This window comes from Sphingomonas sp. SUN039 (assembly GCF_024758725.1).
Classification (GTDB): Bacteria; Pseudomonadota; Alphaproteobacteria; order Sphingomonadales; family Sphingomonadaceae; genus Sphingomonas_O.
This window is the reverse complement of sequence record NZ_CP096972.1, coordinates 2374344-2389885: the sequence shown is the minus strand read 5'-3', so window position 1 is coordinate 2389885 and position 15542 is coordinate 2374344. Positions and strand designations below refer to the sequence as shown.

The window sequence follows — 15542 nt, the reverse complement described above, 5'->3', positions numbered from 1 at the left end:
TAACCGCCAACATTGCTGCCGTTCGGTGATCAAGAAAGCCGATTCGATAGCCGTCATACATTAATCCTGCCTTCGCGAGCGATCTGAGGCGCGCTTGGGTTCGCCTCGACGTTGGTGCCGAGGCGTGTCATTCAGGCACCCTAGCTTCCAGTGGCTGTCGAACGGCTGTCAACTTTTAGTTGAATCCTAACCCTCTCGTGCGTATATCGGTTTCAACATGGCCGCCCCCGCTGTTGCCGCTGGCATCAAGGGGCGGCCTTCTTCATATGAGGCTGGATGCTTCCGCCTTATACCAAACCCCACCTTACTTTTGCCGCCCAACTTGGGCTTCTCATGCAGCGCGGGCTTGTCGTAACCGATCAAGCCAAAGCGATCGTTCACCTTCAACGGATCGGATACGGGCGGCTTACGCCTTACTGGCAACCGTTCCAACAGCTCGTCCCCGATCCCAATGACACAACACGCACCATCCGCAGCGATAATTTTCTACCCGGTGCGGAGTTTCGCCACGCCGTAGATCTCTACCTGTTTGACAAACAGCTCCGTTTAATCTTCCTCGACGGCATTGAGAGAATTGAGGTCGCGCTACGCGTCGATCTCGCGCATGCGCTCGGCAAGCGAGACCCTTGCGCGCACCGCTCTACCGCTTTCCTCGATACGCATCGTGCGAATCAGACGATGCCAAGAGGAGGCACGCGCCATCAGAATTGGCTAATCAAGGCAGATGATGCCATTACTCGGTCCAAGGAAGATTGGGTTACAGAATTCTTTGCTAGCTACAGCTCGCCCGTGCCAATCTGGATGGCCGTGGAGGCATGGGACTTTGGCACGCTGTCCTGGCTGCTCGAGATGGCGCACCCCAATGATCGTGCTGCAATTGCTAAACGCTACGGCCTCCTTCCCAACACGCTGGTGAGCTGGATCAAGACGCTTGCGTTCGTACGAAACATTAGTGCGCACCACGCCCGTCTATGGAATGCCGGGATCATCAATCAGCCCTTAGTACCCAAGCCGTTTGAGGCACGACAGCTGGTGCACATCGGTAGCAACCTGGAGCGTCGCACGCGCGTCTATGGCGCCGCGGCGGTGGCGAGCTATTTCGTAAGGCGCATCAACCCCGGGACCTCTTGGCCAAGCCGCATGAAGGCGCACTGGCAAGCTTTCCCGATCATGCCGTTCGCCACTCCCGCCCAAGGTGGGTTTCTGCCAAACTGGAATCAGGAAACAATTTGGACCTAAAACAAGGGAACGTTGGAGTCACTTTCATTCGATTCAGCCGGATCCGCCGACATTTCGGACCTACAGAATTGGCTTGGCGGGGCTAATTCCCGCCTTTCGTTCAAGCAAAATGAATGGCCCGGCCCGGACAAATTACAGGCGAGGTGCGTTTCGTCATTTCTGCACAGCTTCGACATTTTGAATACGTGGTGATCGCCTGGGTTAGCTCCAGAAATTGCGAAGCATGACAACCTGCAAAAGGGCAAAGCAGGCAACCGTCGTGAAGCCGAATGACGGTCTTTTGACGACCATAGGCCGGCTGCCGTTGCCCCCGAATTCCGTCCGGCCGAGAATTATTTTTCATGCTCGTGAACCGGAATCCGGCCCGATGTCGCCTCTGCCTTTTGAACGCGGTCGTTCGGACCGATGGGCAAAGGGGAATGGCGATGACACGAATTTCAGCGCTTTGTTTGAGCGTGGCGGTGGCGGCGTTGCTGGTGCCGGCGTCGGCATGGGCCGATTGCGTGACGACGACGGCGGTCGACGGCACGGTCACGATAACCTGCGGCAATACGACAACGACCGTCGCTACCAACACCAGCGGCACCAACGCAGGAACGACTGCCAATCGCCACCAGTTCACCGCGCCGATCAACGTCAACATTGCCAGCGGAACCACGATCAGCGGCTTTGGCCTCGACGTTGTCGGTCCACTGTCGGGTCCGCTAGTGACCAACAACACCGGTCCCGTCACGATCACCAACAACGGCACGATCGGCCACACGGCGGCCAATGCCAACGAAGCTTTGCCGAGGGATGGTCTGTCGGTGACAAGCAGCGGCGGACTGATCACCTATCTCGGCAACGGCACCGTCACGACCAACTCTACGGCTGCACTGGCCACCGCGTTGGTATTGAACGCCGCAGGGACTTCCAGAATCATGGTGGGGACCCAGGCCGCCCCCATTTCCGGCACGTTCAGCGGGATTGCCGGGATCGACCTCTATTCGTTGAATCGCGGGATCGATGCGTGGTTCGCGGGCGGCACGATCACCGCAACCGGCGTAAATACGGGTGCAGTCGCGCTCGCGCTCGACGGCGGGGCTGACGTCAACCTGACAATGACCGGCCAGACTGTTGTAACGGGAGGAATCGCCGCCTCGATCTTCAACGGAAACGATGTCGCACTGTCGTCGGCGTCGACTCTCAACCTGACCACCAACGCGCTGATCACCAACACCTATTCTGCCGGAACGGGCATTGCCGCATCGGGGCGTGGAGGCGGAACCAATGTCACACTGACCAGCGGCGGATCGGTCACCGTGGCGAATATCGGCGTCTTACTTCGCCCCGATACCGGGGTCGCTCGCTTCACCACCGCCGCAGGCACGACCATCAACCAGACTGGCACCACCGGCGCCCTCCGGAATGGCGTATGGTTCAATCCCCTCAACAACGGGGCGCTGATTGCCGACCTGTCGGGCACGATCAACGCGACGGGGACGGGCATGCTGCTGTCCATGGGCAACGGCAACGCCAGCGTGACGATCCGAAGCGGGAGCAGCGTCAGCGGCGACACGGCGGGGATCGTGGTGAGCCGCACCGCCGGGGCGACCGGCGTGGTCGATATCCTCAACCTGGGCACGATTACATCCGCCAATACCGCCGCCGATTTCGACGGCACGCTCCGCATCGGCGATGGCAATTTCGCCGGCACGATCAGCGGCAACATCGTCAATCGCGGCAGCCTGATCTTCAATCGCGCCGACCAGACCACCTATGGCGGCGTCATTTCGGGGACCGGCTCGCTGACCAAACAGGGTGGCAATTTCGGCAGCGGCCTCAGACTGACCGGAGCCAACACCTATACTGGCCTGACCACGATCGCGACCGGGGCACAACTTATTCTCGGCAATTCGACGGGGGGCCAGAACGGGTCGATCAATGGCACGTCGGGCGTCGTCAATAGCGGGCGGCTGACCTTCGACGAAGCAACAGCAGTGACGTTCTCCCGACAGGTCAGCGGGTCGGGGGAGGTTTTTGTGCAGGGCACCGGCGCTGTGACGATCACCAGCGCGCAAAGCTACACGGGTTCGACCGGGGTGATCGGCAGGCTCAACATCGGAGCTGGCGGCTCGATCGCCAGCAGCAGCAGCGTCGGCTTGCTCAACGCCGCCTCCGAGCTCGATATCTCCAGCGGCGGCAACCAGACGGTCCAGCAGCTTGGCGGGAGCGGCTTCGTCACGCTGGGCAGCAATACGCTGACAAACCTCGAACCCGGGAATTTCGTGAGTATCTATTCAGGCAATATCCGGGGCGCGGGCAATTTGATCGTCGACGGGACGGGAAGCCTGGTTCTGGACGGCACCAATAGCTACACCGGCACCACGACCGTCCGCGCCGGAACGCTCTGGGTCGCGGGATCGACCGCCAGTTCTTCGCTGACCACCGTCGCCAGCGGCGCAACGCTGGCAGGTAACGGCACGGTCGGCAACACCGTCGTGAACGGCACCTTGTCGCCGGGCATCTACACCCCGACCGGCACGCTCACCATCAACGGCAACCTCGTGTTCAACGCGGGTTCCACGTTCCGCGTCGATGTCGGCGCGACGCAGGCGGCGACCGACCGGGTGCTGGTCACCGGCACGGCGACGCTGGCGGGGAGTGTGTCCGCGTTCGCGGTCGGCGGCGTGTTTACGTCGGGGAGTTACACGCTGCTGACGGCGAATGGCGGACGGACGGGCACGTTTAGCCCGCTTTCAACCAATCCAAACGCAACGGCAGCGTTGCGCTACGACGCAAACAATGTCTATCTCGATATCAATTCAAGTCCGACAGACAGCTTCACCGATGCGACGCGTCAAAGCCTCGTATTCAACGCGGCGACCGTGGCGACCAACCGGTCAACAGCCTTTTCGACGCAAATCGTCGGCCGTCTGCTTGGCGGGGCGCCGCTGTACGATCAGACATTCGCCGCTGCTTTTGCCAGCACCGCTGTCCAGAATGGAGTTACGGCGGCGCGAGCGGCGATAACGACTGCGGGTGGTCCGGGGGTTATCATCGGGAGTCCGACCCGCACGGCATCGACCACGACAAGCACAGCTGTCACCGGCACCTCGACCTATTCGCTTGCCGGTCCCGGCGTTCAGACGCTGAACACCGTGATCACGATTGGGCCCGCCACGGTCCAAGTTGGAGCCTTGTCGACTTGCAACGTCTCGTCGCTGCCCTCGTCAACGCGACCGACCTGCACGACCGGCGGGACATCCTATGTCGTTGGCGAAAGCGAGAATAACTTCAACACGATCACCACCACGACCTACACCATCAACGAAACCCGCACCGATACCGTCACCGAAACGCTGCGCGAAACCTATGAGCTCAACGGACAGGTCGTCGCGGTCGGCAGTGTTCATGCCGAGGTGCAGTCGGGGCTGTTCGACCTCGGCGGGCGGCTGCTCGGGCGGCTGGGGCGCGTCGAGGCGGGGAGCGCGGGCTGGGCCGATGTCTATGGCTTTCGCGTGAACCAGGGCGCGCGGCGCGCGGCGCTGGGCATCGCGGGCGGGGTCGGCATCGGCGTCGCGCCGGGGCTGACCTTGGCGCTCGGCATCGACCGGGGGCGGATCGATATGGATGTCGCGGGTGCGCTCGAGACGGGCCGGGTCGAACTGACGGAAATCGGCGCGGCGCTGCGCTTCGACAGCGGTCCGTTCGCCGCCTCGCTGGCGCTCGTACAAGGCTTCGGCAATGCCAACACCCGCCGCACGATCATCGGCAGTTCGTCGGCGCGCTACGACGTCCGCGTGACCGGCGTGGCACTCGACTTGGGCTATGCGATTGAGAGCGGCGGGTGGACCTTGCGGCCCGAAGCCGGAATCGACTGGGTACGGCTGTCGACCAGCGCCTTTACCGAAACCGATACGCTCGGGCTCGTCGTCGGCGGCACCTCCACGCGACAAGTGCGCGCGACGGCGGGGCTGTCGGTCGGGCGCGATTTCGGCTCGTTCAGCCTGTCGGCCCGCGCGCGCTACCTCGCGGTGCTCGAAGGATCGGCGCGCAACGTGCCGGTCGCGTTCGCGCTGGCCCCCACGCGATCGTTGACGATGAGTGCGCCAGGCGAACCGAACGGCGTCCTGCTCGGCGCGCGGGTCGGCGTGCCGGTCGGCAAGCGGGCCTCGCTCGGCTTCGGCTATGACGGGCGGCTGGGTGGCGGCTACACCTCGCACACCGCGACCGCGAGCGTGCGGGTGGCGTTCTGAGGGCGGCGCGTTAGGCTGATCCGATGTCCACCGATGCAGACGCGCTGAGGATTGTCGAGGCCGCACTCGGCCTTGACGATCCTCAGGCGCGCGCCGCCCTCATCGTGGCCGAATGCGGCGGTGATGCGGGGCTGCGCACGCGCGTTGAGGAGCTGCTCTCGCGCGAGGGCGGCGATTTCCGCCTGCTGCCCACCGAAAGCTTCATCCGCCCGCTGAGCATCGTCGACAGCATCCCCGAGCGCATCGGCCCTTATCGTGTCACCGGCGAAATCGCGCGCGGCGGGATGGGTGCGGTGGTGAAGGCCGAGCGCGACGACGGCGTGTTCGCGCAAACGGTCGCGATCAAGCTGATCCGCGGCGACCTCGCCAGCCCGCGCGCCCAGGCACGCTTTGCCGAGGAACGCCGCATCCTCGCGCGCTTGTCGCATCCCGGCATCGTCCGCATCCTCGACGGCGGCGACGCCGACGGGCGGCCGTGGCTGGCGATGGATTTTGTCGATGGGGTGGCCGTGACCGAGGCGCTCGACGCGCGCGGGGCGGATCGCGCCGCGCGGCTCGACGCGGTGGAGACGGTGTGCGATGCGGTCGCCTATGCCCACCGCAATCTGGTGATCCACGCCGATATCAAGCCGTCGAACGTGCTGATGACCGCCGATGGGCGGGTGCATCTGCTCGATTTCGGGATTGCGCGGCTGATCGTCGGGCTCGATCCGGACGAAAGCGGCGACCCCTATCCGCTGACCAAGGGCTATGCCGCGCCCGAACGCGGTGTCGGGGTCGCGCCGACGATTGCCAGCGACGTGTTCAGCCTGGGCGTGCTGATGCTGGCAATGCTCGGCGTGGCGGTGCCGGGGCCGGACACCGTCCATGTGCCGGGGACGCGCCTGCCGGTCGGGCAGCTCGACGGTGATCTGGCGGCGATTGCCGGCCGCGCGCTGCGCGAGCAGCCCGGCGACCGCTATCCCGATGTCGCGGCGCTGCTGTCCGACATCCGGCGGCACCGTGCGTTCGTGCCGGTTGCGGCGCGCGACGATGCGGGCTGGCGTTATGTCGCGAGCCGGTTCGTACGGCGGCACCGGCGCGGGCTGGCACTGACCGCGCTGGTCGGGCTGGCTCTGGTGGCGACGACAGTGGTCAGCACGGTGCAATATGTCCGCGCGGAACGGGCGCGGGCGGAGGCCGATGCGCGATTCTTCGAAGTGCGAAAGCTCGCGCACTTCATGCTGACCGAACTCAGTGACGACCTGAGCGATGCGCCGGGCACGGTGGTCGCCCGCGCGCGGCTGGCGGAAGTGTCGGGCCGCTATCTCGAACGTCTGGCAGCAGTCCGCGATGCCCCCGCCGACCTTCGCTTCGATACCGCGCAGGGCTATCGGCGGCTGGCGAGCCTGCTCGGGCTTTCGGGCACGGCAAGCTTGGGGCGACCGGCAGACGCCGCTCGTGCACTTAACGCAGCGCAGGACCTGCTCGACACGCTGCACCGTGAGCAACCGGGCGACGCCCAGGTGAACGAGGAACTGGGCTGGGTCGCCAGCGCGCGCTGGACACTGGCGAAGGATGGACGCGACGATCGCTGGAACGAGGTCGCCGCGGCAGCTTTCGACAAATCGCTGGCGGCGCAGCCCGAACGCGCGAGCGCGTTGCTCGGCCGCCTGACTGTCGAGAAGAACCGCGGGTTTGCGCGCACGACGTCGGACCGGCCCAAAGAAGCCATCGCGGTGCTCGATGCTGCGCTGGCACGACTGCGCGCGTCGGCGCTCAAGACCGCACTGCCGCGCGAGGCAAAACTGCTCGAATCCGGGTTGCTGGAGCGGCTGGGGGACGCCCGCTATTACGCCGACGATATTCCCGGCGCGCTGGCGGCCTACCGCGCTTCTGCCGCAATTATCGACGCCGCGCTCGCCCGAACGCCTTCGTCGCTCTGGACGGAGAAGCAGGGCGGGGCGGCCTTCAACATTTCAAGCACGCTGGCCGACATGAAGGGCCGCGAGAGCGAAGCCCATGCGATCGCCGCAAAGGGCATTGCCGATCTGCGGCGCTATCTCGCGTTCGGGCCGGATGCCGCGCTCGAAATGCGTTTGCTCATCCTGCTGGGAGAAGACTCGATCCTGCTGCAGGCACTTGGCAGAACCGGCGAGGCCGCATCGACGTCGCGCGAGGGTGTTGCCCTGCGCGAACGACGACTGGCCGCCGCACCTTCGGACCCCACACGCCGACGCGATCTTGCCGTGGCGATGGCCAATCATGCGGCGATCGTCGCGGCGGCGGGGAGCCGCGCGGAGGCATGCGCGGTGGCGCGGCGCGGGCAGAACCTCTGGACTTCGATCCGGACGTCGGGTGCCTTGGCCGAACGCGATGCGCGGATCGACATTCCAAGGATAAACCAAGCGGTTGACCGTTATTGCGGCTCCTGAAGTTCGTCGGCCAGCCACAGCCGCGCGGTTTGCCACCGCCGCTTCACCGTCGATTCCGAACTGCCGAGCACAAGCGCGATCTCGTCGGGCTTGAGGCCCACGAAAAAGCGCATCTCGACGATTTTGGCGAGTTCGGGCGAGACGCCCTCGAGCTTGGTCAGCGCCGCATCGAGCGATTCGACATCGACCCCGGCATGGTCGGCGTCGCCATCGAAGAAGATCGTCGGTGCTTGTCGCTTCGCGCGCTTGCGGCTGCGGATGGCGTCGATCATCGCCTGCCGCATGATCCGCGCGCCGGTCGCAAAGAAGTGCTGGCGGTCGTTCCAGCTCATTTTTTCGAGCCGGACGATCCGCAGCGCCGCCTCGTTCGCGAGTTCGGTCGGCTGGAGCGTCAGCTGCGGTGCGTCGTAGCGCAACATGCGCGACGCGGCGGCGCGCAACTCGTCGTAGAGTTCGCTCAGCATCGTGTCCCGACTGTCCTTGTCCTGCATCGGCCCCCGCACAGCTTCGCAAACACTCTATCGCGATACAGGCCCGCAGACCAAACTTGTCAGATTGCGGCGGCTCGAATCGTTGGCTCGATCGCCGCTTTCGCCAACTTTGCGGACGCAGCACGGGGTACAGCTTCATCCTGATTGCTGACATTCGTTCATGGGCGGCGATTTACGAGACCAACTGCTCACTTTGGCAAGATTTAGTGCTGCAAAGCGCGTCTTCGCGGCGTCGACAAACGCGCGGACATTGACGGAGGCGCGTCTGTTCGCCTGATAAACCAGATGAACCGGCACCGGCGGTGGGGCTTAAGGGCGGCCTCGCTCAATGGCGTTCGGATATTCCGCAGCCACACGATCCATGGCTCGACGCATTTCTTGCCGAAGCCACGCGTGTGCCGCCTGACCGCTTCCCGGCGGCAGTAACCTAGACCCGGTGACCTCGCGGGACCTGGATGCTCGCCGAAGGCGGATGCCCGTTCAAGGCGGTCAGAACCAGCTGACGATCGGCCCATTGCCCGTCGGGTCTCACGTCTGTTATTATCAGGGACATGGCCACGCAATTGGCATCCGGAAAAGCGAGCGCTCGTCAGTTGCGAGACGCAGGACCAGCTAGCTCAACCATGCTATTCAGCGCCATTTCTTGGAAGCCCCGCATGATGCCTTCATAGACATCGATGCGAACGTCAAATGGTCGATGTCCGCGCTGATTGGTGATGAGCTGGGCGGCAACTGCCGGGTTCTGCCCGGTGAGAGCGCCCCCAAGGGCCGCGCCCATTGCACCGCCAAGCGCGCCAAATCGGAAGCCACGCTGGACGTCGAGGTTCGCAATCTGAGTCCGCTGCCAAACATCGGCCCCACTGGCGAGGTCGCGCAAGCGATAAGTCACGACGCTTCGGTTATGGACCCCTGCGGCCAGTGGCGTGATTGCCATCGATCGAACCTGGGCAGTAAGTTCGTAACGCGCGGTTTCCGGCTTCTTGGACAGCAGGCCATTGCGTTTCAGGGCTGCGCGATATGTTCGAGTGAACCAGCCGTTGGCAGGTTCGGAGTCTGATGCAGACGTGAAAACCAGACTGGATATGTCGGACGGCACGACTTCGCGGAGGCTCGGACCACCTGTAGCGGCGCCTAATCGGACAGCGCCCACCAGATCGCTCGCCGGAATCGACAGTACTTTCGGCGGTTCGACGGCTTCAATGGCGCCCGTTCCCATTGCAGTGGGGACCCGTCGCCTTGGCACCGGATTTGCGAGATTAGCCTGCGGTGCGAGATCCGCTGAACGCATGGCGCTAGCCGGTTCGGCCGCCCTTACGGGCGCCACAGTCGGTGACGCGCCGAGATCGGCCAGTCGCGATCTTGGGAACATTGGCGTCTTTGGCAAGGGATCCGGAATGCTTGCTATCCGATCAACCCGAACTTGCTCCACCGCCGAAGGAGCAGACCGCTCCGGGGTGCCGCGAAGGTTTGCCGGAGATCGTTCTGGCGGTGCGCTCGCCACATTCAAAGGTTCAACCGGCGGTGGAGGCGGCAAAGGTTCGAGTGTTGTCTGCGCCCAGGCGGAAATGCTGGCTGCACTTACAGCGAGCCCGAGCATTACCCGAATGGGAAGCTTTATCATGCCGCGCACTGCTCTCTCCTCGTTCATCGGTTAGCGGTCAGGGTCACACGTCCTGCTGACCTGCCGTGCGTGATTCGACCTGGACGATGCCCGCTACGGGGAGCAGCGGGCATCGATTCTCAGAAGCGGTAGCCAAGACCGGCGATGGCTTGATGGCGTTCGAACTTCACGCGCGTACCCAGTCCGTCGTCATAGCTGCCGTAATTTGAGTAGCGGTACTCGACGAGGCCGAACAATTCGCTTGTGAGCTTGAACTCAGCACCGGCACCGAGACGCCAGCCGTCGACAGTTGCTTTTGCCGACAGGCCCGCGGACGTCGCTTTGACTTCGGCGTTGGTGTATCCGCCCTTCATATAGAGCGCGACGGCTTCGGATACGTCAAACTTCAAGCGCCCGCCGATGTAGAGATCGCGACCCATCTTCACGGTGTCGCCGCCGCCGAAGTCCAGCTTTGCCGTCGAATTGGTTGCTTCGACTTCGACCCCGAGCAGTCCGTATTGCGTCACGCTGAAATCATAGCCGAGCTTTACGCCATAATTGACACCATCGAGCGTGTCCGACGCGCCACCCCCAGAAAATTTGCTGCCGTCGTACCCGGTGACGATGGCAACATGAGCGCCTGCGCTGCTCTGCGGCTCGCTGTAATCGGGCGCCTGCGCAAAGCATGGCGCCGAAGCACACAGCAGCGGTAGTGCGACGAGTTCAAATTGTTTTTTCAAGCTTACTACCCCTGTTACGTTAGACCGCAGCGGTGCGGCCGTCGAAGGGCGCAGTACTTGCTTCGTGTTAAAACTGAGTAACTTCGCAAAGCAAATGCGCAAAAGTTCGTGATTAGTCCAAGTGGTTACGTGTCCGTTCCGATCACAGGCCGAGTTCAAATTCTTCTGATCGTTGATTTCGAAACTTAACCCGACGTTCCAAGGGAAATGATTAGTGTCGGGTTCGAAGCCTCGACACAGCCTAAAATATCAGGCTCGTCGGCAACCGCCAAATCTGCGGACGTCGCGATCCAAGAATGGTTGGCTCTATAGCTGACATTCGCTCATTCGGTTTGGCGGCGTCTGCTTTGCGCCCAATTTCGATTGTTCCGACGCCCAATTGCAGGTCTTAAAAGCAGCCCATCTACGCTGGACTGCCGTCCGCAATTTGGAAGTTCCAGATCGTCATAGGCAGGCAACAGCTGGGGCAACAGCTGCAGAGCGGCAATTGCGAAGCTAGGCTGAGTAACCAGCGGCACGACGGATTATGGGCAGTGGCCCGCCTATGGACTATTGATCGAGGCTGTCACGTCCTCTGGACCGTTCACAAAAATCATCTCTACTCTCGCCAGCCGCCGCCGAGCGCCTGAAACAGAGCCACGCGTGCATTGAGCGTGTCGGTCCGCAGCTGGACACGAGAAAGATCGACCTGAAGCAGTGCGCGTTGTGCATCGAGCTGTTCCAGATAGGGGCTGTACCCCGCGCGGTAGCGGTTGGTCGCATGACGTAACGCATCGGCGATAGCCAGTCGTTGTGCCGTCAGGACGCGTTCCTGTTCTGACAGACGGTCGATAGCAGCAAGTGCGTCCTCCGTCTCACGGAACGCCTGAAGTGCAATCTTCTGATAGCCGAAGGCGGCCTGATCTCGCCGTGCGGTTGCCGCATCGACATTCGCACGTAGACGCCCGCCTTCGAAAATGGGTGCGAGGATGCTGGCGCCGATCGACCAGATGGTCAGCGGGTTGGCAAGCGCGTTGGAAAGAACGGCGCCGCCCGTGCCGTTGAGCCGCAAACTCGGCAGATACTGCGCGCGGGCGGCAGCGATGGTTGCGTCGGACGCCGCCAGCGTTCGCTCGGCCTGGGCGATATCGGGCCGACGGCGCAACAAGTCCGACGGCAGGCCCAATGGTACGCCCGGCATGGAGACACGGTCGATCGTCGACACGCGCGCAATCGGGCCGGGATTGCGTCCGGCGAGGGCGCTCAAGGCATTCTCCTGCCGCGCGATCGCCAGTTGCACCTGCGGCAGGATCAGCGCGGTTGCCTGATATTCGGCCTCGGCCTGTCGCAATTCGAGCTGCGACGTATAGCCGACGCGCGCACGTGAACGGGCAATCCGCAGCGCCTCTGCTCGCGACGCAATCGTATCACGCACGACCTGCAATCGGCCATCGAGGCCGAGGAGCGTGAGATATCCCGAAACCGTGGCGGCCGTGATGCTTAGCGCCGCGGCGTCACGCGCGGCACCGAGCGCGTCGCCCGTCAGGCGCGCAGCGGCAATCTGGTTGTCGATCCGTCCGAACAGATCGACTTCATAGGCGGCCTGAAACACCGGCTGGACCCCTGCACTCGTCGTCGGCGTGCCGAACGGGCTGACGCTGCGCGCGTAAGTGGCGCCTACACCCAGATCGAGCGTCGGGAAGAGCTGGACGCGTGCCAACGATTCCTGGGCGCGCGCCTCGCGTACGCGTGCGGCAGCCGTCGCGATATCCGGATTGTTCGCGAGGGCATCGGTGACCAGTCGGTCGAGCGCGGGATCGCCGAAATCCTGCCACCACTCGGCGTGAAGCGGCACAGTTGCCGCCAGCGGTGTTCGCCATGTCAGCGGGGGCACGACGCGGGCCGCCTCGGGCCGTGCCATCTGCCCGGGCGCACATCCGGCGAGGAGCAGCGCGACCGAGGCCGCCGACACGATAAGCCGCATCGTCACCGGCGAGGCCCCGCGTCGACCCGCGCCTCGACCGACATGCCGGGACTCAGTCGACGGTAGAGCGGGTCGCGCGTATCGAGCGCGATCCGCACTGTAATGCGCTGCGCGACCTTGACGAAATTGCCAGTGGCGTTGTCGGGCCGGATCACCGAAAACTCGCTGCCGGCGGCGGGTGACAGGCGCTCGACCGTGCCATGCAGTTCCGCGCCACCGAGTGCGTCGACCCGCACAGTAGCGCGCTGCCCCGGTGCAATGCGCGCCGTTTGTGCCTCTTTGAAATTGGCTGACACCCAGACACGCGGCGGCACCAATGTCGTGAGTTGCGTGCCTGCGGTCACGAACTGTCCCAGCCGCACCGCAACTTCGCCTAAGCGGCCGTCCTGCGGCGCACGGATGACGGTATTGGACAGGTCGATCTGCGCGAGGCGGACCGCCGCATCGCCACCTGATACCGCCGCCTGCAATCCGCCACGTCCGACCTGTACGGTGCGCACCTGTTCGGCGGCAACGCTGCGCTGGGCCTGCGCCTGGAGCACCCCGGCCTCCGCCTGACGGAGCGCGGCAAGCGTCTGGTCGCGTTCGCGTAACGAGACCGATCCCTCCTGCACCAGCTCGTTGACCCGGCGCATGTCGGCCTGCGCGCGCAGCAGTTGTGCGCGGGCATTGAGGACGGCGGCGGCCTGACCGCCCAGCGTCGCTTGACTCGATCGCTGGCTTTGCTCGGCATTGGCCAGCGTAGCCAGTTGCCCGGCGCGCGCGGCAATCGCCTGTTCGACGCGCTGGCGGTAGATGCGGTCGTCGATGCGCGCGATCACCTGGCCTGCGCGGACCGTGTCGAAATCCTGCACCAGCACTTCTGCCACGTAACCGCTCACCTGTGGCGCGATGATCGTTGTCTGCCCGCGGACATAAGCGTTCTCGGTGGACTCGATCGCCGAGACGAACGGCGGGAGGCGCCACGCGTAGAGGATCAGCAACACCCCAGCGATTGCGAGCGCGATGAAGCCCAGCGTCGCGCCTCGCCCGCCGCGAGGCGGAGCCCAGCCGCCACGCATCGGCGTCGGTTCTGTTGGCTGCTCGACCGGAGTCTCGATCGGTTCGTCGAGCCTATTATCTGCGCGCTCGTCTGGGGTGTCGCGCGACACCGGACGTCCATCGTCGGTCATGCTGCCTGCCTTTGTGCCATCATTTTTTGAAGCGCTGCCAATTCGTCCGCGAGCGGATTGATCCCCCGGTATTTCAAGATCGCCCAGCGCGCCGCCAGCCACGCGAGGACGATCACCGCGAGGACCGCGATCAGCATGAAGACGTCGTTGAACGCGAGGATGTTGGCCTCGCGCGCGACTTGCTGGGTCAGCAGATTTATCCCTTGCGTCTGGCGCTGGACCGGATCGCCTACTGCCCGGGCATAAGCGCCGCCAAGCTGCTGAACGCGCGTCGCGACCAGCGGGTCGGTCAGGACCAGCGCCTGCGACAGCGCGTTGGAATGGAACTTCTCGCGCACGATCTGGAAGCTTCCCAGGAGCGCCGCGCCCCCGATGCCGCCGAGCGTCTGCGAGATCGAGAAAACGGCTGAGAAACTGACGATATGGCTGGGCCCCTTGGCCAGGGCCCGCAACAGCCCGACCATCATCGTGGGACCGACGAAGTAGATCGCGGCAAAGGCGATCAGTGCCTGGCTCAGGTACAGATTTTCCGGTCGCGTCAGATTGGTCGCGCTCGCATCCATATAAGCGCCAATCGCGATGAGTGCCGTGGCGAAGATCACGGGGCGGAGCAGGTCGAGCGGGTTCAGCAAGATCACGCTGATCACGAGCCCGGCAAGCGACGCGACCGTGAGCAGCGCGTAGAAGCTGACCAGCTGGTCGTTGGTCATGCCGACGACGGTGAACAGGCCCAGGGCCCCGAAATTCTGTTCGGAAAGCAGGATTCTCATCGCTGCGGCGACGGCCGCAAAGCGCAGGACATCGCGGCTGCCGATCCAGCGCGTATTTAACAGCGGGTTCGCGCGGTTGCGCTCGACCAGTAACGCCGCCGAAATCAGGATTGTCGCGCCCGCCAGGGCCCAGCCGAGCCAAGGCGTGCTCCACCAGATGATGCGCCCCTGCACGAGCACGGCGCAAAGCAGCGCCATACCTGGTGCGAACAGGGCGAAGGTCAGGAAATCGAGCGGTTCGAAGGCATCGACCCGCTCGCTTGGAGGGAGACGCAGCAGTGCGACGCTGCCGAGACAGGCCAGTGTCAAACCGAGCTCGAAGACGAACAGGTTCTGGATGTCCCCTTGGCCGAGCAGGAAGGGCGACACGACACGCGCGAGCGGCGTGGCAATCTGGCCGAAGCCCACGCCGAGCACGAAACCGCCGAGCCGCTTGGCCGCCGGCATGGCCTGCATGATGTAGAACAGCGCCAGCGTCGACAGGCCGCTGGCAACGACGCCGCTGGCCGCGCGCAGCACGAGCTCGAACCCATAGCTGTGCACGAACAACTGCGTCAGGTTCAGCGCCAGAAAGCCGGCGAGCGTCACACGGGTGAAGCGCTGGATGCCGAATTCTTGCCGGAACTTGATAAGCAACAGGCTCATGCAGATGTTGGTCATCGAATAGGCGGCGGTGAGCCAGCCGCCCTCGACCGGTGTCAGCCCGAGCGCACCCTGGATTTGCGGCAGATTGGCCATCAACAGGCCATTCAGGAAACCGCCGGTGATTGCCAGCAGCACACCGATCACGAAATAGCCCAGACGCCGCCGGACCGGATGATCGGGCGTCGCAGGCGAACCGGGCATCAGCGGGCGCTCATGCGGCAGGAATTCATGGGAAGGCGTGGAGACGGAAATGCAGGCCACCTGTTCTAA

The 15542-nt window shown here is 63.9% G+C and carries 9 protein-coding genes; 3 read left to right on the top strand and 6 right to left on the bottom strand.

The window, feature by feature from the left end:
• The first annotated feature begins 276 nt into the window (after positions 1–276).
• The 3 genes from M0209_RS11600 to M0209_RS11590 all read left to right on the top strand — a co-directional run bounded on the left by M0209_RS11600 (position 277) and on the right by M0209_RS11590 (position 7891).
• On the top strand, positions 277–1239 hold the full coding sequence (locus tag M0209_RS11600; protein WP_258888426.1) for an Abi family protein: 963 nt from the start codon (positions 277–279) through the stop codon (positions 1237–1239).
• A gap of 425 nt (positions 1240–1664) precedes the next feature.
• Entirely contained in the window at positions 1665–5477 is a 3813-nt protein-coding gene (locus M0209_RS11595; RefSeq protein ID WP_258888425.1) for an S-layer family protein, read from the top strand.
• A 23-nt stretch (positions 5478–5500) separates the two neighbouring features.
• The gene (locus M0209_RS11590) at positions 5501–7891 is read left to right on the top strand and encodes a serine/threonine-protein kinase (RefSeq protein ID WP_258888424.1); all 2391 of its coding nucleotides are present in this window, start codon (positions 5501–5503) and stop codon (positions 7889–7891) included.
• On the opposite strand, the gene M0209_RS11585 is transcribed toward M0209_RS11590, so the two are convergent.
• The 6 genes from M0209_RS11585 to M0209_RS11560 all read right to left on the bottom strand — a co-directional run bounded on the left by M0209_RS11585 (position 7876) and on the right by M0209_RS11560 (position 15533).
• Complete coding sequence (locus M0209_RS11585) at positions 7876–8382, bottom strand: ECF-type sigma factor (protein ID WP_258888423.1); 507 nt, start codon at positions 8380–8382, stop codon at positions 7876–7878. The two genes, M0209_RS11590 and M0209_RS11585, sit on opposite strands and share 16 nt — an antisense overlap.
• Positions 8383–8971: 589 nt before the next feature.
• Entirely contained in the window at positions 8972–9598 is a 627-nt protein-coding gene (locus M0209_RS11580; RefSeq protein WP_258888422.1) for a hypothetical protein, read from the bottom strand.
• Between the two features lie 524 nt (positions 9599–10122).
• Positions 10123–10722, bottom strand: a complete 600-nt coding sequence (locus tag M0209_RS11575; protein ID WP_258888421.1) for an outer membrane protein — start codon at positions 10720–10722, stop codon at positions 10123–10125.
• Positions 10723–11320: 598 nt separating this feature from the next.
• Positions 11321–12685, bottom strand: a complete 1365-nt coding sequence (locus M0209_RS11570; RefSeq protein WP_258889629.1) for an efflux transporter outer membrane subunit — start codon at positions 12683–12685, stop codon at positions 11321–11323.
• Between the two features lie 2 nt (positions 12686–12687).
• A complete protein-coding gene (locus M0209_RS11565) occupies positions 12688–13857 on the bottom strand; it encodes an HlyD family secretion protein (protein WP_408988198.1) in 1170 nt (389 codons plus the stop codon).
• Entirely contained in the window at positions 13854–15533 is a 1680-nt protein-coding gene (locus M0209_RS11560; RefSeq protein ID WP_258888420.1) for an MFS transporter, read from the bottom strand. Before M0209_RS11560 ends, M0209_RS11565 begins: the two co-directional genes overlap by 4 nt.
• Between the last annotated feature and the right edge of the window lie 9 nt (positions 15534–15542).